The organism is Nostoc sp. (assembly GCF_036916975.1).
GTDB lineage: Bacteria > Cyanobacteriota > Cyanobacteriia > Cyanobacteriales > Nostocaceae > Nostoc.
In genome coordinates, this window is the sequence record NZ_JBALFF010000126.1 from 172920 (window position 1) to 193762 (window position 20843).

The window sequence follows — 20843 nt, forward strand, 5'->3', positions numbered from 1 at the left end:
TCTATCCATTAACCCTACAGTACAATAAATACGTAAACTTTCCTATATAACTTTTTAAAGATTTTATGTAGAATAATTCTTCTTTTACATAAAATTAATTAACCATAATTAAGCTGATTAGCTCTAAAAGTATAGCAGTGTAACTACGAGAACTTTGAGTAAAATTTACCCCTTTAAGTGAGTGGGCATAAATAAACATCATTATTAAGGTCTTGACTCAATAGTTGTCGCTAGTAAGTAAAATCTAGAAGTAACTAACATGTACTGATAGTCTAGCTATGATAGTTGTTTACGTTTATTCCTATCCACTTACTTTTTTTTGAGATAAATAAATTAAGTAGAAGGTGCTAAATGTAACAAGAAATGTCTAAGAGGTTATTTGTTTATATATACATATTTTAAAATTAATATTTTGTACGGAGAGAAATATTACAAAGAAGAAAATATTTCATTTGATATTTTCAATTTACAAATGTTCGGTTGTTGATTCCGCAAAAAACTTGATAAATATGAATAATTCTGGTGCATTCACCAAACTACGTCCTCTAAGTTTGTTAAGACAGTTATCCAATTGCTCCGACAGTACTTGTTTGCAAGCATTGAGTAACTCAGTTACTTGGTCGATTTACCTAGAACAGGGAAGAATAACCTACGCTACCCATTCAGTGGAACCTTTTGACCGGCTAGAACGTTATTTGCGTCGCCTCAGCCAGCAAATTCCCCTGCTTACCAGCGAAGTTCGTATTCAAGTACGGCTAATGTTTGAACCTGATGCATACGCTCAGTTAATCGCAGATGACAGCAATTCCAGAAGCCACCCTCCTGAGTATCAGGCTATATCCTGGCTTGTTAGTCAACAATATTTACATTTTACACAAGCAGCAGTGCTGATTAAAGAATTAGTTCAAGAGGTAATTGAATCATTTTTACTTATCAAAGAAGGAACTTATGAATTAACAGAACCACTTAATAGAATGGCAATGATTTGCAGGCTAGATGTAGAGAAAATTTTAGAACGTTGCCAAGTAAAATTACAAAAGTGGCAAGCTTTTGTTCCCCAAATTTCTTCTCCATATCAACGTCCCTATCTGTTAATTAACAGCAAAATTCAGGAAAAAGATTTACCAAAACTCCAGCCAGCTTTAACTACTTGGATGCAGGGTTTCAGCCTCTGTCATCTGGCGGTAATTTTGAATCAAGATGAAATTCAACTGGCTCACATCTTATACCCTTACATACTTAATGGGGCGATTATTTTGCATGAAGCCGATCCACCTTATGATAAATTACCAAAGGTATTTGAGGAGCGATGTCTACCACGGGTTACGCCTACGCTTTTGTCAAAATTCATCAAAGGGTTAGTTGACACCAACAAAGAACTAAGTACCACCGTCAACTCTTACCTAGATATTTCTGAAGAGAATATAGCTCCTGTTCAACCATTACCACAGATTTCTCCTCCATGCCAAGAGAACTTTCAGGAACCAACAATATCAAATAGCATAAATCTGGCTTCCCAAATAGTAACGGCTGCTACTGTAACGGCACAAAAAGTCCACAAAATTGTTTCTGTAGATGATAGCCCCACAATTCTCAAAGAAATTAGCCGTTTCTTAGAAAATGAAAGTTTTTCTGTAGTGACTATCAACGATCCACTAAAAGCCGCTTTGTCAATTATAAGGCACAAACCTGATTTAATTTTGTTGGATTTAAACATGTTAGGAATCGACGGTTATGAATTGTGCCGGATTATACGAAATAATTCCATATTTCAAAAGACTCCGATCATTTTTGTCACTGGTAATAAAGGGATTGTAGATAAAGTCAAAGCCAAACTAGTTGGGGCATCTGGATATTTGACTAAACCGTTTACTCGCGCCGAATTACTGAAAATAGTCTTTATGCATTTGACCTAAATTAATCAATCCAATGAGTTTTTTCGGCACATGACTTTGTGCGATAATCTACACATGAGTACTAATCTAGAAATTGACGAAAACTTAATTAAGGAAGCTCTCGAACTTGGTGGTCATCCAACTAAGAATGCCGTTGTTGAAGAGGCATTACGAGAGTATGTACAACGTCGAAAGCAACTGAAAATCCTGGAACTATTTGACACAATTGAATACGACGATGATTATGATTACAAGCAACAGCGCCGGAGTCGATGAAAGTCATTGTTGATACTTCAGTCTGGTCTTTAGCTCTCAGACGCAATTATAAAGTTGACGACTCACCCCATGTTGCAATGTTACGAGAATTAATTACTGATGGTCGAGTTGTTTTGCTGGGTGGTGTCCGACAAGAGATTCTCTCTGGGATTCGTGACGCCAACCAATACAATCGGCTGAAAAATTATCTCCGCGCATTTCCGAATCTTGAGTTAGATATGGAAGACTATGAACTTGCTTCTGAGTTTTATAACATTTGCAGGAGCAATGGTATTCAAGGTGCAAACACAGATTTTCTCATTTGTTCCGCAGCCGCTCGGAGAAATTACAGAATAATAACCACAGATAAAGATTTTGATAATTTCAGTCAGCATATTTCAATAACATTGTTTCAATGCTAAGTCTACGCTACTTAACCCTGCACTCAAGTTAGAGACTTTAATCTCATTCCATGTCTACGACGGGATATTCGGCGTCGCACCTAACAACCTAACAGATAATAATTCGCCCAAAGTCTTGTAAAATCGTGGTTGTTGCTCATCGCAAAAAGCTGGGCTTGTTGAGAATATAGAAAAAATAATGTCCCTTTTACATAATGTAATAATTGCTTAACTATGGAGTAATAATGCTAAAAAGTAAAACTAGAGTGAATCTTCAAGATAAATTAAGCAACGAATTATTTTAAAAGTGCTGTTGAAGTTCTTGTAGTCAGAACAAAACTTGTGTATTTAGATTGCTGGTTTTATGGGATTCTAGCCTAAGCATGAGAAGCCAAACGGCTCTCAATCGTAATGGTTATGCAAGCGATGTCTACGACGGGTTATTCGGCGTTACACAAAAATTAGCTAATTGGGTTTTGTGTTTTAAAGCTTCACTCTAGCAGAAAACAGAACAATTTATAAGTCTGCTTTCTGGCTCAACTAATAAAAATTCCTGACTCTGGAGTATAAGAAATGAAAAGTGTAGTGAGCGCAGCAGTTATATTAACATTTATTGGTGGAGGAAATTCTTTTCCTAGCTATGGACTCTTATCAAATATGAAGCCTTCAAGCATACAAGTCCAATCAATTACTCAAGGTAATCATCAAAAATTGATGGCTAGAGTGGGAACTAGTTTAGATACTCCATTTTATCTTAAATATGGAAAGACAGCTTATCTGCCCACTGAAAATATTGAAATAAAATTTTCAAAATTTATCCAGGATTCTCGGTGTCCAACTAAAGTAACTTGTATTTGGCAAGGGCAAGTTATTATTGGATTAGACATCATAAAAAATGGTAAGCAAGTTTCAACATTAATGCTAACCCTTATACCAGGTCGTGATTCTTTACCAATTCAATTTTTAGATAACTATTCGGTGAAATTGACAGAGGTTTCCCCGTACCCACAGAGCGGAAAGATGATCGATATCAAAGACTACATTGCTACAATTGTTGTTAGTAAAAACTAGATGACCTGAGTATTTACTTATTTTTACATGGTTTAGTTTTTTCACGCCGACTTACTTATCTAGGACTTACGCAAAACTACACGCGATTTGGGGCAATTCATGAATTGCCCCTACTGAAACGTAGTAGGATTGTTCAAGTGAAAGGGTACGCCTTGCCAGACGAGTAGCCAGCGATCGCTAGTAGGCACCCTAAAATGAGAACAAAAGACGATTCCTAAAAAAAGCACACTCCATGCGTATTTCTCTAAATTGGCTGCGCGAACTAGTAGAGATAAAACTTAGTCCAGAAGAATTAGCCGAAACCCTGACAATGGCTGGGTTTGAGGTAGAAGAGATTGAAGATCGCCGCACTTGGGCAAATGGCGTTGTTATCGGGAAAGTGCTTGAGCGTCAACCCCATCCCAACGCCGATAAATTGAGTGTTTGCCAAGTCGATATCGGTACAGGTGAAACTTTAAATATTGTCTGTGGCGCTGCCAATGTCAAGGCAGATATCTATGTGCCAGTGGCAACTACGGGTACTTACTTACCCAAGATCGATTTAAAAATTAAACCTGCAAAACTGCGTGGTGTCCCATCTCAAGGGATGATTTGTTCTTTAAAAGAACTCGGTTTACCCACCGATGTAGAAGGAATTCATATTTTTACTCAGCAAAATCTACCATTGGGTAGTGATGTGCGGCCGTTGTTGGGTTTAGATGATGTAATTTTAGATTTGACTGCAACTGCTAATCGCGCTGATGCTTTGAGTATGGTAGGCGTAGCGCGGGAAGTAGCAGCTTTAACTGGTGGGAAGTTGAGCATTCCTGAACCGGGTGAAGTCTCTATTACCAAAAGTGGGGGAAATTTAACTTTAAAAATTGCCGATACCCAAGCTTGTCCGGCATACATTGGTACGGTAATTGAACAGGTCAAAATTGCTCCGTCTCCCGAATGGTTGCAACAGCGTTTGCGGGCGGCTGGGGTACGTCCAATCAGTAATGTCGTGGATATTACTAACTACGTTTTGTTGGAATGGGGACAACCACTGCACGCCTTTGATTGCGATCGCATACAATCTGTTGCAAGTAGCGAAAATTTAACAATTGGTGTTCGCTTCGCCAATGCTGGAGAATTCCTCAAAACCTTAGATGGACAAACTCGCACCCTATCAACCCAAAATTTATTAATTACCGCTAACGACAGACCTGTTGCATTGGCGGGAGTCATGGGTGGAGAAGAAACAGAAGTCCATCAAGGGACTCAAAGTTTAGTTTTAGAAGCAGCTTTATTTGATTCCGTAGCAATTCGCCGTTCATCCCGGAGTGTTGGGTTAAGAAGTGAGGCTTCTGGCAGATATGAACGGGGAGTTAACCGCGCTGAGTTGGAAATAGCTAATCGCCGCGCCTTATCCTTAATTAGCGAATTAGCTAGTGGAATTATTGTCCAGCAGGAAATTGCCGACACCCGCCCCGATCCGTCTACCTGGAGTCGTTCTATCGCCCTGCGTTTAGACCGCGTTAATCAAATATTGGGGCCAATCGATTTAGGAGAGGATACAGGTGAACTCCAAGAACAAGACGTTGAGCGCATCCTGACTGCATTGGGATGTAAGTTAACTTCTTCAGGAGAAGATACGAACCATCAACCTACATGGTCAGTTTCTGTTCCCCCCTATCGTTACCGCGACTTAGAGCGAGAAATTGACTTAATTGAAGAAATTGCCCGTCTCTATGGCTACAACAGATTTTGTGATACTTTACCAGAAAAAGCGGAAGCTGGTTATCTGCCTTTAGATGAGGAATTGATTCGCAAGTTACGAGCTTTCCTCCGGGCTGAGGGGTTGACAGAATTAATCCAGTATTCTTTAGTCAAACCAGGAGAAGACAGAAATATAGTCCTGTCAAACCCCTTATTTGTCGAATATTCAGCCCTACGAACCGATTTGATATCTGGGCTGATTGATGCCTTTCAATACAATTTAGAGCAGGGTAATGGCGCCCTTAACGGTTTTGAAATCGGGCAAATTTTCTGGCAAGAAGAAGACGGTTTGCAAGAAACAGAAGCGCTGGCGGGGATTGTGGGAGGCGATCGCACCGTTGGAAAATGGTCAAAAAGTGGACGCGAACAACCTATAACGTGGTTTGAAGCCAAAGGTATTTTAGAAAGTGTATTTCAGCAACTGGGCTTAGAAATCGAATTTCAACCCGATCGCCGCGACGATCGCTTACATCCAGGGCGCACTGCTTCTCTGTGGATTAGGGGTACCAGGCTGGGAATTTTTGGACAACTCCATCCGCAATTGCGACGAGAAAAAGGTTTACCAGATGCCGTTTATGTTTTCCAGTTGGATCTAGATGTGCTTTTAGAATCTCTAGGACAAGATGAAATTCTTGTGCCAACATTCCAGCCTTATTCTACCTATCCAGCGAGCGATCGGGACATTGCCTTTTTCGCCGCCGTGAAAATCTCAGTTGCTGAAATTGAAAAAGTAATTACCAAAGCTGGTAAAGAGTTGCTCGAATCGGTGGAATTATTTGATGAATATCGTGGCGAAAATGTAAAAGAAGGAGAGCGGAGTTTAGCATTTCGTTTAGTTTATCGGGCTAGCGATCGCACTTTGACTGAGGCTGAAGTTGAACCAGTACACAATAAAGTGCGTGAAGCTTTGGTGGAGAAATTCGGCGTCAATTTGAGGAGTTAGGAGAGACGCGATTCAACGTGTTTGATGAAGTTATACATCAGATGTAGCGATCGCCTCTAAGGGATTACTAAGAAATAAATTACTACTACTTGTGGGGTGGACATCTTGTCTGCCCTTCCTTACGTGCGATCGTGTCGCCATTGGTGTCAACTTAACGTGAAAGTTATGTCCCACAAGGAACTGAAGTTTCTTGCTAATAGCAAAAGTAATCTAAAGATTACTAAATATCTCCAAAAATCCTTAGTCTACTTCAGTAGAGTTTCGCTATTAGCCTTGAACTTCAGTTCAGGGCGGGTGATGAAGCCAACAGTTAAGCCCAATAAGCTGAAGTTGACACTAATGGCGAGACGCCCACCTCACAAGAAATAGTTGAGTATTTTTTTATTTGTCAGTCCCTAATAACACTAATCCCAGTTGCTTCAATAAAGTAGTATTACATCTATATTACTAATAAACAGTATCTACTGTATAATTTGCTCTGACGCTACTCATAAAAAACTAAATTTTCGGTAATCAACGATGATAGAATTTGCCGCCATTACTTCATTGATTAGTAAATATGCTCCTCAAACTAGTCAAATAATCATTAAACAAGCTCAAAAAAACGAAGTGTTTCTGCTTCATCTGACAAGACCCTGAAACAGTGGGATCTGCATACAGGAAAGGAAATCTCTACTTTTATTGGTCATAAATCCAAGGTATTTGCAGTAGCGATCGCCCCAGATGGAAAAACAGCCGTTTCTGGTTCATCTGACAACACCCTCAAACAGTGGGATCTAGAGACAGGAAAGGAAATCTCTACTTTTATTGGTGATAGTCCTATAATTTGCTGTGCAGTTTCCCCAGATGGGTTGACAATTATAGCAGGAGAACAGTCAGGGCGTGTTCATTTCCTTCGTTTAGAAGGAGGGGATATAGAGTGAGCAAATCTTATTTTATTTATCTTGATGTTTGTTGTTTAAATCGCCCTTTTGATGATTGGAGTCATGATAGAAACCGTTTAGAAGGCGAAGCAGTTATTAAAATTTTAAAGCAGGTTAAAGCAGGAAAATATAAATTAGTCAGTAGCGAAGCTATTGAAGCAGAGTTAATAAAAATGACTAATCTTGATAAATTCAAACAAATTAGAGAACTATTAAATTTAGTTAATTATCAAATAATTTTAAATAAAGAAATAGATAAACGTTCTCAAGAATTAGAAAAATTAGGGTTTAGTCTTTATGATTCCTTTCATGTTGCTTGTGCTGAATCTGCTAAAATAGATGTATTATTAACGACGGATGATAGATTACTCAAAAAAGCAATTAAATATAGTAATATACTACAAGTTAAATTAGAAAACCCTGTTATTTGGTTAATGAATAGTTTTTTATTAAATGGAGATGATGAAAATGACACTCATTGAATTACGCACAAAAGGTTATCAAGCCTTAGTTAAAGAGTTGGGACAACTTGACACAATTCGCTTTTTACAAGAAATGGGTTGGGGATCTGGTGATTATACAAAAGAACGCCAAGAGTCTCTAAAAAATTTAACAAGAGCAGAATTTTGGCAAGATATTGAAGAAATTAGAAAAGAAACAATAGGCTAAATAATAAATACATTTATATTAAATCTTAAAGATGATTGTAGTGCGATCTGTTGTTAATTCGAGAAATTGAATTCCTTCTAAGAGGTTGTTTGAAAAGTGGTTAACTGTGATTTTACGCACTTATTGATCCCCCCTAACCCCCCTAAAAAAGGGGGGAACTGGATCAAAGTCCCCCTTTTTAAGGGGGATTTAGGGGGATCTAGAACGTTTTGCTACCTATAAAATGACTTTTAAAACATCCTCTAACAGTAAATGAAGTAAATCAATGTTTGATAACACAACTATCAAAAATCCGAGAGGACATCCCAAAGAATTTGAAGCAATTATTACAGAAAAAAGCCGTAATTTTGTCGGTCGTGAATTTATCTTTGCTGCTATCAACAAATTTCTCAACCAATTTGACCGGGGCTACTTTACTATTATCGGTGATCCTGGTATTGGTAAAAGTGCCATTCTTGCCCATTATGTCAGTCAAAATCCGGGAGTTCTTTATTACAATGTCGAAATTACAGGTAAAAATCGCGTTGAGGAATTTCTGACGACGATTTGCACTCAATTAATAGAAATCACCTAAAATCAAGGTAGTAAAAACCTCACCGCTAACTTTCCTGATTCTACCACAAAAGACAGTAGTTTCTTATCATTATTACTGTAACAAATTAGTGATAGATTGCATCCAGAACAACATTTAATTATTACTATACATGGCTGCGATAGAATTGATATCAACAATCAACCACGCGGCTCAAATATATTCTATTTACCCCGATATCTACCCGAAAAAGTTTATTTTATCCTGAGTCGTCGTCCTTCTTTGAAAGATAAATCAGGTTTATTAACTGAAACACCAGCCCAATCTTTAGATTTATCAAATTACCCTGAGCAAAATCGCGCTGACATCCAGAAATATATTAAAAAATATCTTAAAAATAATTTAAATGAATCAACTGATTCTGACCTTAGGGAAGAGAATAATCCGGGAGACGTTTCGCTCCAAAAGACAGAGCAACGTTTTGATGATGATGAAACAAATTTTATGTATGTTAAAGAAATATTAACAGCTATTAATCAGGATATTTACCCTGAAAATTTACAATTATATTACCAAAATCACTTAGAAAAAATGAATTTAGCAACCCTTAAACAGCAACCAATGGGTTTAGAGGTGTTAAATATCTTAGTTCAAGAGCAATCAATATCAATAGGAGCGATGCCTACGGCGGCAAGCTACGGGCAAAGATTAGATCAAGATGAATATGAAATCAAAGTAATTTTAGACAAGTGGCGAGAGTTTTTACATTTAGAATCAATAGCAGCAGAAATAAATTATAGTATTTATCATGCTAATTTTCGTGATTGGTTGAGACAACAAATAGAGTCTAGCTCTTGAGTTAAAAGGGCGCTTAGAAACCGCATCTACACGAGGTTTAACCTACCTCCGTGGGTTAAGAATCCTTGATGAGTGTATTAGTCCACGGAGGTGGACGAGAGTTTGTGTAGCCGCGAATATAGCGCTTCTCACTTAAGTGCAATACAGACCTAACCCCCAACCCCTTCCCTACTAGCGTTGGGGAGTAAGATTCAAAGCCTCTCTCCTTTTAGGACAGAGGTTTGGAGAGAGGTCAAAGAGGTCAAACTGTGTTGCATCCAAGCAAGAACCGCTATATTCGCCATTGTAATATCTTATTAACCAGTAGGAGTAACAAGCAATTATGACTAAATATGTACTTTGGGGGACTTACTGCGAAGACGTTATCGAAAAACGCGCCCCCCACCGTCAAGCTCATTTAGACGGATTAGCAAAACAAAAAGAATCCGGTGTACTGATTACCATTGGCCCCACCAAAGATGTCACAAAAGTTTTTGGGATTTACGAAGCCGAAGACGAAGCCACTGTCCGGGAGTTAATTGAAAATGATCCCTACTGGAAAAATGGCATCTGGACTGAATATTCTGTCAAAGAATGGATTCAAGCTTTTTGAATTAGTCATTAGTCATTTTTAACTCTCTCCCATCCTCCCATGCCCCATGCCCTACATAATGAAAATTTGGCAAGTTGATTTTTATCGTCGTCCCTTACCAGATGCATCTGGACAAGTTTTATGGGAGTTGTTGATTTGTGACGCAACTCGCAGCTTTGAGTATGAAGCTACCTGTCTCCAGTCAGCAGCAAATTCTAACTGGGTTACTGCTCAACTTGAATTAGCAGGTGGTGAAAAATTGCCGGATGTAATTCAAGTATTTCGTCCTCAGTCACTAAATTTAATTGAGGCGGCGGGACGCAATTTAAGTATTAATATCGAACCTACCCGCCACACCTTAGCGTTGAAACAGTGGTTACAAGAAAAGCAATATCCCTCAACCGTGGATAAACCACCCCCAGCACCATTACCAGAAAACCTCTGGGGGGAACAATGGCGTTTTGCGACTCTAGCTGCTAGTAATGTAGAAACGAGTTTTAGCGATCGCCCCATTCCCATTTTGCACCTCCCAGAACATCGCAAACCCATCAATTTGGGTTTGGCATCAACAGTCCCCGTCCCTGGTGTAGTAATTTATGGTGGACGCCAATCGATGCGCCTAGCGCGGTGGTTGCAGCAAGCCCGTCCCGTAGGCTTGAATTACATATCTGGCGCACCAGATGGCTTAATATTAGAAGCTGGCTTGGTGGATAGATGGATTGTTGCCACTTTTGAAGATCCAGAAGTTACAACAGCAGCCAAAGCATATCAACAACGCAAAAAGCATTGCCAAGGCTTGCATTTTTTGTTAGTCCAGCCCGATGATTCCGGGATGACTTATAGCGGCTTTTGGCTATTGCAGACAGAAGATTGATATTAATAGCCAAAAACATATGTCCGGTTTCAAATTGGTATAAGTTTAGCAAATTTTGGTATGATGATAAAATCATACTAAATAGTAATACTAAAAATTAATTATAGATGCTCAAAGTCACAATTACCTTAGAAGAAGATATTCTGCGATTTGTAGATCAGTATGCACAGGGCAACCGTAGTGCATACATCAATACATTGCTGGCAGAACACCGCCGCCGAATTTTAGCAACAGAAATGATTGCAGCCCTCAAGCAGGATATTGAAGATCCAGAATATCGAACTGAAATTGCTGCTTGGGACGGCATTGCTGGAGATGGTATAAATGCCAGGGAGTAATTTAACTTATCGGCGAGGAGAAATACGTTGGGTGAATCTTGCTCCAACAGTGGGGGCTGAAGCAAAAAAAATCCGCGCTTGTTTGATTGTGCAAAATGACATCATGAATCAGTATGGGTTGCTGACAATTGTCATGCCATTTCGACCCGGAAGTAAACAAGCCCCTTACGTTGTCAATATAAAAGCAACACCAAATAATGGACTAGACCAAGACCGTTTTATTGATGTTGGGCAAATTCGTGCTGTTGACAATAGTCGTATTTTGGGTTTGGTGGGTGTGCTGGAGTCAGACTACTGGGAACTTATTCATACAGCTTTAAATGTAGTTCTGGGATTTGTGGTTTAACGAACTTTGGGGGTTTAAGTCAAGAGTCTCTACAGGCAGAACGTTTTGGGTCGGGGTCTAAGAACAAAGTTCAGAGCGCAGGAAACCGGCGCTCCAACGAAAGCGCTAAATAAGAGTCACAAAACTTAATTACTTTCCTTGTGCCAAGCGAAGTCGAGGTATTACGAATTATTTAAGGGTGTTAGAAAATCAAGTGAACGTTTAGATATATCTATTGTTTCTTGAGTAGAGTATAAGGTTTTTATAATCGCTTCCTGAGCCACAGCTTTTACGACATTAATACTCACAGAGTTTCCCAGTTGATAATAAGCCTTATCGTCATTATGATGAAGTATAAAGCTATCAGGAAAACCTTGCAGCCTTGCAGCTTCTCGCGGAGTTAGTCGCCGCACTCTTTGATTGTGATAAACTCCTAATCTATTAGCATCACTAGCAACCAGCGTTACTGAAATCTTATTTGGATCTACAAACTTATAAACTTCAAATGAAAAGTTACCCGATAGAGGTTTATATTTATCATTAATAAGTTTTAGATATTTTTTTCTAACTAGTGAGTTCAAAATTTCCGCCAAATTGGGATGCTCAAAAAAACTGGCTATTTGCTCTTGAGTTAATAGTTTGCCATCTTGTTCTTGTCCAAATACTTTATTCCGTCTCTTTAATATAAAACGGTTCATAAGTTCAATTTCTTCTGCACTGCACTCACCACGCAATCCTAAATCCCACGAATGAATAGAGTTTCCACCGCGATAATCAATCAGCCTCATCCCATGTAAGCGGTTTAAATTATTATTAAATATTCGTTTCAAAGCATTGACAAACTTTCGTGAACAATCATACTTTTCATCTGGATTGTTTTCCAAAATGTCAGCAACAGTCACAGACTTTTTTGGTGGATAAAACAAAGATAACTGCTGAGGATTATATGAATGAGAGTCTTTCGGCCCCACATCAGAAATTAATTCAAAAGTGGGAGAAGCATTTAAAATTCCTACCAAATAAATGCGGACACGATTTTGCGGTAAGCCAAAGTTTGCACTGTTCAGTAAAAAAGCATGAAAACTATATTCTCTTTTTTGAATTTCATGCTTAATTGTTGCTAAAGTTCGTCCTTGATCGTGACTATAAAGCCCTCGGACATTTTCAAAAATAAAAGATTGTGGTTTATAAGTATCAAGTAATCTGGTTATTTCAAAAAATAGCGTACCTCGTGTATCGACAAACCCTTCTTTTTTACCAGCATGAGAAAAAGACTGGCAAGGAAACCCAGCTAATAAAAATTCATGTTTTGGTAGTTGATCAATTAATCGAATGTCACCTAATGCTTTTTGAGCAAAGTTTTTTTCATAAACTAATTGAGCATCTGTATTGATTTCGCTGCTTAAAACACATTCAGTTTCTATATTTAAAGAATCAGCCGCCTGTTCAAAGGCTAATCTAATTCCCCCTATTCCTGAAAATAAATCTACAAACCGAATTTTATCCATAGATACTAAGTTAGTTTTATCCCAAAGTTTAATATATTATGTAGGTTCTCTGATAATTTTGATTCAGCATAGTAACCCGCATTCCGCATGTGCGATCGCAAAATATAATATTATCTTCTTTCTAAATATTCTTGTTGACACTAAAAAGCGCCCTCCCTTTTGGGAGAGCGCTTTAAGATTTAGCTAAACTTTACTATTTAACCGTTGATAGCAGGAGCGGTAAGAGCGACAGGAGCAACATCTAAAGCTGCCAAATCTAAGGGGAAGTTGTGAGCATTACGCTCGTGCATTACTTCCATACCCAAGTTAGCGCGGTTGATTACATCTGCCCAAGTGCTGATCACACGACCACTTGAATCAATGATTGATTGGTTGAAGTTGAAACCGTTCAAGTTGAACGCCATTGTGCTTACACCCAAGGCGGTGAACCAGATACCGATTACAGGCCATGCTGCGAGGAAGAAGTGCAGTGAACGGCTGTTGTTGAATGAAGCGTATTGGAAGATTAAACGACCGAAGTAGCCGTGGGCTGCAACGATGTTGTAGGTTTCTTCTTCTTGACCGAATTTGTAACCGTAGTTAAGAGACTCGGTTTCGGTGGTTTCACGAACTAGTGAAGAAGTTACAAGGCTTCCGTGCATTGCAGAGAACAAACTTCCGCCGAATACACCTGCTACACCTAATTGGTGGAAGGGGTGCATTAAGATGTTGTGTTCTGCTTGGAACACGATCATGAAGTTGAAGGTTCCGCTTATACCCAAAGGCATACCATCGCTAAATGAACCTTGTCCGATTGGGTATACCAAGAATACTGCGGTTGCTGCTGCTACTGGTGCAGAATATGCGATCGCAATCCAAGGACGCATACCTAAGCGGTAGGATAGTTCCCATTCACGACCGAGGTAGCAAAATACGCCGATCAAGAAGTGGAAAACTACCAATTGGTAAGGTCCACCGTTGTACAACCACTCATCTAAGGAAGCTGCTTCCCAAATTGGGTAGAAGTGCAAGCCGATAGCGTTGGAGGAAGGTACTACTGCACCAGAGATGATGTTGTTTCCGTAAATCAAGGAACCTGCAACAGGTTCACGGATACCATCGATGTCTACTGGAGGTGCGGCGATGAAGGCGATTACGAAGCAAGCGGTGGCGGCTAGCAGGGTGGGGATCATGACTACGCCGAACCAACCGATGTAAATCCGGTTGTTGGTGCTGGTGATCCACTCACAGAATCGATCCCATACGTTGGCGCTTGAGCGCTGTTGTAAGGTTGCTGTCATGGTTTTATAAGTACGGTTAGTTGTTTATGAATCAGGCTGGTTTGTGTTTGCCTGTGAAAATACTTTACAGTGCTTTACATTTTTTAATCAAGTTTTTTTACTTCAGTAAAGCTGATGAGTTCTATCAGCTTTACTTATTTAAAGTAGGACTTACGCAAAATGACCAAAAAACGAACCGCAGAGGACGCAGAGAACACAGAGGAATAAGAGTTTGAGAGAGTTTTTGCGTAAGTCCTGTAAAGGTAAGCAATGAGGTTAAGATCCGCCAAAGCTCTCTTTTGTATGACATCACAATATATATAGTTGTAGAAATTCTGATTCTATTACCTACTTATCTGGGAACAATAACTTTGTAGATTAGCGCTATTCCAAAAAAATTAACCCTCGGCTTACCACTGGGGGCTTTTTTTGTTTGGCAAAATGGCATATCTCTAAATTAGACGGTTGCTATGGTATTTAAGTAGGATACATTCCATGCGAAAAAGTACTGACTTGCATTACCCCTGGCTAACTACCAGGGGTTTTTATTGGAAGCTCTACTGAGATATTGCACCATTCTGAATAACTGTAAAGTTGACAATTTGATCTGAGTAGTGATTCTAAAATTCCCTGCTTTTCCGAATTAACAAGGGATAGCGATTTTAATTCACTAAGGAAGTGTCAATATAGGCTTATATGAAAGTGAAAAAATCAAGTACAACGAATTAACGATGACAGAAGCTAAAAACGTAATCGGTGGAAACCTAGAAGCCTGCTGCACTTCTCCCATAACTGGGTTTTACCGCGACGGTTTTTGTCGCACAGGTGGTCAGGATTTCGGGTCGCATGTCGTATGTGCCGAAGTGACATCAGAATTCCTGGAGTTCACCAAATCCCACGGGAACGATCTAAGCACACCTGTTCCTGATTTTAATTTTCCTGGACTGAAACCTGGCGATCGCTGGTGTTTATGTGCTTCTCGCTGGCAAGAAGCTCTCGATGCTGGCGTTGCTCCACCCGTCATCCTCTCTGCAACCCACGCTAGAGCTTTAGAAATGGTTTCCCTAGACGAATTGAAAAAACATGCCTTAACTTTGTCTTGATTTGAAGTTGAGAATGGGACATCCCTTCGGCTTACCTCGGCAACGCTTGGCACAAGTCGCTCAGGGCAGTGGAGTGGGCATTGCTTATTAATTCTTGTCCCTCATCTCCCTCATCTCCCTGATCTCCCTACTCCCCAATTCCAAATCAACCCACTGAAACTTCCATAGGTAGTTTTAATACATCGGCAACCATAGCAATCAATTTAGTGGGGTCTATTGGCTTAGATAAATGCTGCTGAAACCCTGCTCTTAGAGCTTCTAGGCGGTCTTCCTCTCGCGTATATGCTGTTAAAGCGATCGCTGGGATACGTCCGCCTTTTTCTGGTTCTAAAGAGCGCAGTTTCCGAATCAGCGTATAACCATCTTGCCCTGACATGCCGATGTCGCTAATCAAAATATCTGGTTTTGCCTGTTCAACTACTGCCAACGCTTCATCAACTGATGCTACCGCAGTGGTAAACGCCCCATATTCCTCAAACATAAAACTGAGAAAGTTACGGGTATCTGCTTCATCATCTACGACTAAAACTCTTAATCCAGCTAGAGGGGTGGATACCACAGGGGAAGAAATTTCTCCTGTGGCTTCTCTACTGGCTCTGCTTGCCCTATTGTCTTGTAGCAGTGGCAGTCTCACAGTAAAGGTTGCTCCTTCTCCAGTGCCTAAACTTTGGGCAAATATTGTACCTTTGTGCAGTTCTACTAGATGACGGACGATCGCTAGTCCTAATCCTAATCCATTGTGCGATCGCGTTGTGGTGCTGTCTGCTTGCCGGAAACGCTCAAATACTTTGGGTAAAAACTCGGAACTGATACCAATACCCGTATCGATAACTTGAATTTGGGCATATTTGTGAGTTATTTCTTGTTCTTCACCACAGACTACTGACAGATCCACATCTACCCTGCCACCCTTAGGGGTAAACTTAATCGCATTAGTTAGTAGATTCCAGACAACTTGCTGTAACCGGGCTGGATCGCCATAAACTGACCCGACCGAAGTATCCAAAACAGTATTTAATTTAATATCTTTTGCTTCTGCTAGGGGACGCACTGCCTCTAAGGCTGCCTCCGTTACCGTGAGCAGATTCACCGCAGATACATTTAACCGCAACTGACCACGGATAATCCGGGATACATCTAAGATATCCTCAATTAGTTGCATCTGAGATATGGCGTTGCGTTCAATCGCTTCAAGGGCGCGGGAAGTGGCTTTTTCGTCAAGTTTTTTAGAGCGGAGGATTTTTGACCAACCCAGCATTGAGGTTAAGGGTGTGCGGAGTTCGTGGGAGAGAACAGCGAGAAACTCATCTTTCATCCGATTTGCTGCTTCTGCTTCGGCTCTTGCTGTCTGTTCTCGAATCACTTGAGCGCGGACTTCTTCTGCTTGTTTGCGTTCAGTAATATCTTCGAGGGTGCCTACATATCCCAGCAATTCTCCTTGACCGGAAAGCATGGGTGATGAGCGAACTTGAACCCAACGCACGATGCCATGAGCCGTTTGAAAGCGAAATTCTTCAGAGTAATCACGACCTTCACAAATGTAGTTAGACCAAGTAACAACTGCTCGTTCTTTATCTTCTGGATGAACAGATTCTAACCATCTTTTTTCTAAACTCTCTGCTGCTTTCAAGCCACAAATTATCTGATAGCGAGGATTAGTATATCTACAGCCACCTTCAGTATCAATTTCAAAAATGCCAACCGGTGAACAAGTACTCAGCGATCGCAATCGTTCTTCACTTTGTCTTAGTTCCCCATTCACAGCTACTAGCTGCGCTGCTTGTTGCTTGACAGCTTCTGTTTTCTTAAATAGTTCTACGAATACTGTCACTTTAGAAGTCAAAATGTTGGGGTCTAATGGTTTGAGCAAATAATCAACTGCACCTAAGGCATAGCCTTTAAATAGCATTTGGTCGCTGGTGCTAAAAGCAGTGAGGAAGATAATTGGAGTATGACGCGATCGCCCCCGATTGCGAATCAAGGTTGCAGTTTCAAAGCCATCCATCCCTGGCATTTGCACATCCAGCAAAATCACTGCAAAATCTTGATGTAGCAGACACCTCAAAGCTTCTTCCCCAGAAGTAGCTCTTACCAGATTCTCTCCCAGTTTTTCTAGGATTGCTTCTAGTGCTAGCAAATTTTCTAGTTTATCATCCACTAGGAGGATGTTTACTTTGGGTTCCATCTGCATGGGTTTTTTTTCCGTAATTAATGACAAAGCTTGACCATTTGGGAAGCAATGTTTGAAAGTGTTAAAATCCAGTCTACTGCAACAGCAGAAATTGCTGCTTCTGGCATAACATCGCTTTGGGCTGTGGCAGGTTCTTGTACGATAGTAAGCCCTCCCCGCGCTTTTATTTTCTTAAGACCTTGCATACCATCTTGGTTTGCTCCTGTCAATATTACACCAATAACTTGCTCACTGTAGACATCGGCTGCTGACTCAAATAACACATCGATAGATGGTCTGGCATAAGAAACAGGCTCATCAGTCGAAAGAGCAAAATGACCTAGTTCAACTAATAAGTGATAATCTGGTGGTGCTATGTAGATATGGCCTGGTAGTATTTCGTCTTTGTCTTCTACTTCTTGAATCGGCAACGAAGTATATTCTTGTAATAACTCCTGGAGTGTGTTGTTAGACTCCTTGTGACGGTGTTGCACGATCGCAATCGGCACTAGAAAGTCTGCTGGTAAATTACCCAGGATAATTTTTAAGGCTGATAATCCGCCCAAAGAAGTACCAATTACCACAATTTCAAATGCCACTTGTTTTGTCCTCACACCTGTTAGTGTGACTTGATGGCTCATTAAATTTTTTCAGCATTCTCCAGTTCCACCACAGCTACTAACTTACCTTGACTCGCTTTTCTACCCACTAATCAAAATTATATATTTTTGTCATTTACATTACAATTAAAAATTTTATCATTGTGGAATACTTTACATAAAAAATATGATATTTATGATTTTTTAAATTTTAGTTAATGCCAGAATCGATACATTCTAGAAAGATGTTTTTGCTAACTAACTAACTTTTAAAAGTTTAATTATTATTGTTTTGACAATTCATAAAAATTTACTTAAGCTAAAAGATAGGTTAAGCAAATCAACAAACGACAGCGATTTGGTTTAGCTACATCAAAAATTGCTGTTGCAGACTATTGGCATGAGGAAATTAATCGCAACCAAAATTGTTCTCTAAAGGCAAGGTTACTAAATTTGTCTACAAAAAGCGAAGACATGATTAAGGGTATTGCACCGCGCACATATTGAACAGATTTCGGTCAATTATGGATGGATACTTGTAGTGATGTTAGTGAATCTCCATCAATCATGGAAGTTTGAATAGCGATTTTCGATTAAGGTCTTCTGGTTTATATCTCGTCAGGGACGGAATAAATCTAAAATCCAAAATTGATTGCCCAAAGTGCGTTAGATATGTCCAGGAGAATACAATGCTTGAGTATTTTAAATCATTGAACGACCACAATTTACCCTATCCAGATACGATTCATCCCATCGTTGTCCACTTCGTAATTGCGATGGTATTGTTTTCCTTTTTCTGTGATGTAATTGGCTATTTTACTGGTAAAACCAGCCTTTTTGAGGTGAGTTGGTGGAACATGTTAGTTGCGACGATCGCTATCTTCGTGGCGATCATTTTTGGTCAGTTTGAAGCGGGTTTAGCACAGCCTTACAGCCTTGCTAAATCGGTGCTGAGTTTGCATACGCTAATAGGTTGGTCGCTTTCGGGAATCATCACGGCAATTACAGCTTGGCGCTATGTAATTCGTTCCCGCAACCCGCAAAAAGTACCAATTTATTATTTGGCAGCCGGACTAATTTTAACTTTGATAGTTGGCTTGCAGGTATATCTCGGAGATGAACTTGTTTGGGTGTATGGATTGCATACAGTGCCAGTTGTGGAAGCAGTAAAGGATGGTCTGTTGCGATGAACTCAGAATTAATTGACCAATTGAGCGGCTCTTTAGGCGCAAACGGATTACCTTACACAATTCCGATTCATCCCAACTTAGTGCATTTGACAATAGGTTTGTTCATCATTGGGATGACCTTTGATATTGTCGGTGTTCTGTTCCCCTTTGAAAAATGGGTCTTCAAATTTTTAGCAATTACTGTGGAACGTGACAACTTATTTGATGTTGGCTGGTACAACATGCTAGCTGCGAGCATCATTACATTTTTCACAGTGGGAGCAGGCTTTTACGAAATGTTGTTGGCAACACCACCAGCTGATATGAAAAGTGCCTGGGGATTGCAGGCGATGCAAACTATGCTTTGGCATGGTGTGGGTGGTGTGTTCTTATTAGCGCTGATTGTTGTTTTGACCATCTGGAGAGCATGGCAGCGCTTCGTTTGGGCCAAACAAGAATATAAACAGACAGATAGAGAAGTGCAATGGATCTATCTCTTGGCAGGCATAGCAATCATGTTCATTCTGTACGTCCACGGGACACTAGGGGCGCAAATGGCTGCCGAGTTTGGCGTACACAATACAGCAGATAATTTACTGCGATCGCACCAAAACCTCAACACAACACTCAAATAATTCATTTGTCAATTGTCCTTTGTCAATTGTCATTTGTTTAAAGTTACTAACCATCGACCAATGACCAATGACCAATGACCATGAAAATCCAGAAGATTTTAAATATTTTGACGCTGCTGACAGGCGCGATCGCAGTGACTATTACGAGTCTCTGGATCGGGAAACAGGCTTACTTTTGGCTTCCCCCCCAAGCAGCAGCCGAATCCCTACTAATTGATGATTTGATTAGCTTCTTAGTAACCCTCGGTGCCTTCATCTTTTTGGGAGTAACAAGTACTCTGATGTATTCTGTTATTTTCCATCGGGCAGTTAAAGATGATTTTACCGACGGTCCCCCAATTCATGGCAATATCACCTTAGAAGTTGTCTGGACAGCAATCCCAATTCTTTTGGTGTTTTGGATTGCGGGTTACAGCTACCAAGTTTACGAACAAATGGGGATTCAAGGCCCATCAGAACTAGTTCATCTGCATAATCCGTTGGCAATGGAATCAGGTTATGCAGCACCAGCTAAGGCTTTAGTAGAACCTGTAGAAAAAATCGACGTACTAGCTAAACAGTGGGCGTGGGTTTTTCATTATCCCGAAAAAGATATTACTAGTACCGAATTGCATTTACCTAGCGATCGCCGGATACGTTTAGCATTAAAATCGCAAGACGTTCTCCACGGCTTTTATATTCCTGCATTCCGCCTCAAGCAGGATATTATTCCCAACCATGCGATCGACTTTGAATTTACTCCCATCCGCCCTGGCAAATATCGGTTGACCGATTCTCAATATAGCGGTACATACTTTGCCACCATGCAGGCGAATGTGGTTGTCGAATCTCCTGAAGATTATCAACAGTGGCTAGCCCAAGCTGCAACCCAGAAGCCATCTCCAGCAAAAAATCAAGCAGCTGCTGAGTATGCCCAAACATCCCATCAATCAGTCCAAACTGGTTGGGTTACAGTTCCACCTGCTGCACCTCCTCTAGTCAATTCACCTGGTTGAAAGGAAACTA

Annotated in this window: 22 protein-coding genes; 18 read left to right on the top strand and 4 right to left on the bottom strand. The window is 40.1% G+C overall.

The features are described 5' to 3' along the window. Positions 1-509: 509 nt before the first annotated feature. The 14 genes from V7K73_RS29245 to V7K73_RS29310 all read left to right on the top strand — a co-directional run bounded on the left by V7K73_RS29245 (position 510) and on the right by V7K73_RS29310 (position 11416). Positions 510-1916, top strand: coding sequence for a response regulator (locus V7K73_RS29245; RefSeq protein ID WP_334885514.1), 1407 nt, complete (start codon positions 510-512; stop codon positions 1914-1916). A gap of 54 nt (positions 1917-1970) precedes the next feature. Then, on the top strand, positions 1971-2171 hold the full coding sequence (locus tag V7K73_RS29250) for a type II toxin-antitoxin system VapB family antitoxin (RefSeq protein WP_334885516.1): 201 nt from the start codon (positions 1971-1973) through the stop codon (positions 2169-2171). Continuing rightward, positions 2168-2572: a type II toxin-antitoxin system VapC family toxin gene (gene vapC, locus V7K73_RS29255; protein ID WP_334885518.1), complete on the top strand. Its 405-nt coding sequence runs from the start codon at positions 2168-2170 to the stop codon at positions 2570-2572. Before V7K73_RS29250 ends, vapC begins: the two co-directional genes overlap by 4 nt. A gap of 552 nt (positions 2573-3124) precedes the next feature. Continuing rightward, positions 3125-3622, top strand: a complete 498-nt coding sequence (locus V7K73_RS29260; protein WP_334885520.1) for a hypothetical protein — start codon at positions 3125-3127, stop codon at positions 3620-3622. A gap of 232 nt (positions 3623-3854) precedes the next feature. After that, positions 3855-6305: a phenylalanine--tRNA ligase subunit beta gene (pheT, locus tag V7K73_RS29265; RefSeq protein ID WP_334885522.1), complete on the top strand. Its 2451-nt coding sequence runs from the start codon at positions 3855-3857 to the stop codon at positions 6303-6305. A gap of 668 nt (positions 6306-6973) precedes the next feature. Beyond that, positions 6974-7228: a WD40 repeat domain-containing protein gene (locus V7K73_RS29270; protein ID WP_334885613.1), complete on the top strand. Its 255-nt coding sequence runs from the start codon at positions 6974-6976 to the stop codon at positions 7226-7228. Beyond that, positions 7225-7710: a type II toxin-antitoxin system VapC family toxin gene (locus V7K73_RS29275; protein WP_334885523.1), complete on the top strand. Its 486-nt coding sequence runs from the start codon at positions 7225-7227 to the stop codon at positions 7708-7710. The genes V7K73_RS29270 and V7K73_RS29275 overlap by 4 nt, the downstream gene beginning before the upstream one ends. Further along, a complete protein-coding gene (locus tag V7K73_RS29280) occupies positions 7697-7897 on the top strand; it encodes a hypothetical protein (RefSeq protein ID WP_334885525.1) in 201 nt (66 codons plus the stop codon). Before V7K73_RS29275 ends, V7K73_RS29280 begins: the two co-directional genes overlap by 14 nt. Before the next feature lie 265 nt (positions 7898-8162). Continuing rightward, positions 8163-8471, top strand: a complete 309-nt coding sequence (locus V7K73_RS29285) for a hypothetical protein (protein WP_334885527.1) — start codon at positions 8163-8165, stop codon at positions 8469-8471. Positions 8472-8567: 96 nt separating this feature from the next. Then, positions 8568-9287: a hypothetical protein gene (locus V7K73_RS29290; protein WP_334885529.1), complete on the top strand. Its 720-nt coding sequence runs from the start codon at positions 8568-8570 to the stop codon at positions 9285-9287. A 322-nt stretch (positions 9288-9609) separates the two neighbouring features. Beyond that, entirely contained in the window at positions 9610-9879 is a 270-nt protein-coding gene (locus V7K73_RS29295) for a YciI family protein (RefSeq protein ID WP_334885531.1), read from the top strand. A gap of 58 nt (positions 9880-9937) precedes the next feature. Beyond that, on the top strand, positions 9938-10732 hold the full coding sequence (locus V7K73_RS29300) for a Tab2/Atab2 family RNA-binding protein (protein ID WP_334885533.1): 795 nt from the start codon (positions 9938-9940) through the stop codon (positions 10730-10732). A gap of 107 nt (positions 10733-10839) precedes the next feature. Then, positions 10840-11070 carry a type II toxin-antitoxin system MazE family antitoxin gene (gene mazE / locus V7K73_RS29305; RefSeq protein WP_334885535.1) on the top strand — a complete coding sequence of 77 codons (231 nt, stop codon included), beginning with the start codon at positions 10840-10842 and terminating at the stop codon, positions 11068-11070. Beyond that, a complete protein-coding gene (locus V7K73_RS29310; protein ID WP_334885537.1) occupies positions 11057-11416 on the top strand; it encodes a type II toxin-antitoxin system PemK/MazF family toxin in 360 nt (119 codons plus the stop codon). Before mazE ends, V7K73_RS29310 begins: the two co-directional genes overlap by 14 nt. Before the next feature lie 161 nt (positions 11417-11577). Here the strand turns inward: V7K73_RS29310 and dcm are convergent, their stop codons facing one another. Both dcm and psbA read right to left on the bottom strand, forming a co-directional pair. Next, the gene (dcm, locus tag V7K73_RS29315) at positions 11578-12903 is read right to left on the bottom strand and encodes a DNA (cytosine-5-)-methyltransferase (protein WP_334885539.1); all 1326 of its coding nucleotides are present in this window, start codon (positions 12901-12903) and stop codon (positions 11578-11580) included. Positions 12904-13100: 197 nt separating this feature from the next. Continuing rightward, positions 13101-14183 carry a photosystem II q(b) protein gene (gene psbA / locus V7K73_RS29320; protein WP_334885540.1) on the bottom strand — a complete coding sequence of 361 codons (1083 nt, stop codon included), beginning with the start codon at positions 14181-14183 and terminating at the stop codon, positions 13101-13103. Positions 14184-14893: 710 nt separating this feature from the next. On the opposite strand from psbA, the gene V7K73_RS29325 reads away from it, so the two are divergent. After that, positions 14894-15265, top strand: a complete 372-nt coding sequence (locus V7K73_RS29325) for a DUF2237 family protein (RefSeq protein WP_334885542.1) — start codon at positions 14894-14896, stop codon at positions 15263-15265. 145 nt (positions 15266-15410) lie between these two features. Here the strand turns inward: V7K73_RS29325 and V7K73_RS29330 are convergent, their stop codons facing one another. Both V7K73_RS29330 and V7K73_RS29335 read right to left on the bottom strand, forming a co-directional pair. Continuing rightward, positions 15411-17456, bottom strand: a complete 2046-nt coding sequence (locus tag V7K73_RS29330) for a response regulator (protein WP_334885544.1) — start codon at positions 17454-17456, stop codon at positions 15411-15413. Between the two features lie 17 nt (positions 17457-17473). After that, positions 17474-18034: a chemotaxis protein CheB gene (locus V7K73_RS29335; protein WP_334885614.1), complete on the bottom strand. Its 561-nt coding sequence runs from the start codon at positions 18032-18034 to the stop codon at positions 17474-17476. 689 nt (positions 18035-18723) lie between these two features. Here V7K73_RS29335 and V7K73_RS29340 point away from each other — a divergent pair. The 3 genes from V7K73_RS29340 to V7K73_RS29350 all read left to right on the top strand — a co-directional run bounded on the left by V7K73_RS29340 (position 18724) and on the right by V7K73_RS29350 (position 20833). Then, a complete protein-coding gene (locus V7K73_RS29340) occupies positions 18724-19224 on the top strand; it encodes a DUF2231 domain-containing protein (RefSeq protein ID WP_334885545.1) in 501 nt (166 codons plus the stop codon). After that, the gene (locus V7K73_RS29345; protein WP_334885547.1) at positions 19221-19838 is read left to right on the top strand and encodes a DUF2231 domain-containing protein; all 618 of its coding nucleotides are present in this window, start codon (positions 19221-19223) and stop codon (positions 19836-19838) included. The genes V7K73_RS29340 and V7K73_RS29345 overlap by 4 nt, the downstream gene beginning before the upstream one ends. A gap of 80 nt (positions 19839-19918) precedes the next feature. Next, on the top strand, positions 19919-20833 hold the full coding sequence (locus V7K73_RS29350) for a cytochrome c oxidase subunit II (protein ID WP_334885616.1): 915 nt from the start codon (positions 19919-19921) through the stop codon (positions 20831-20833). Positions 20834-20843 lie beyond the last annotated feature (10 nt).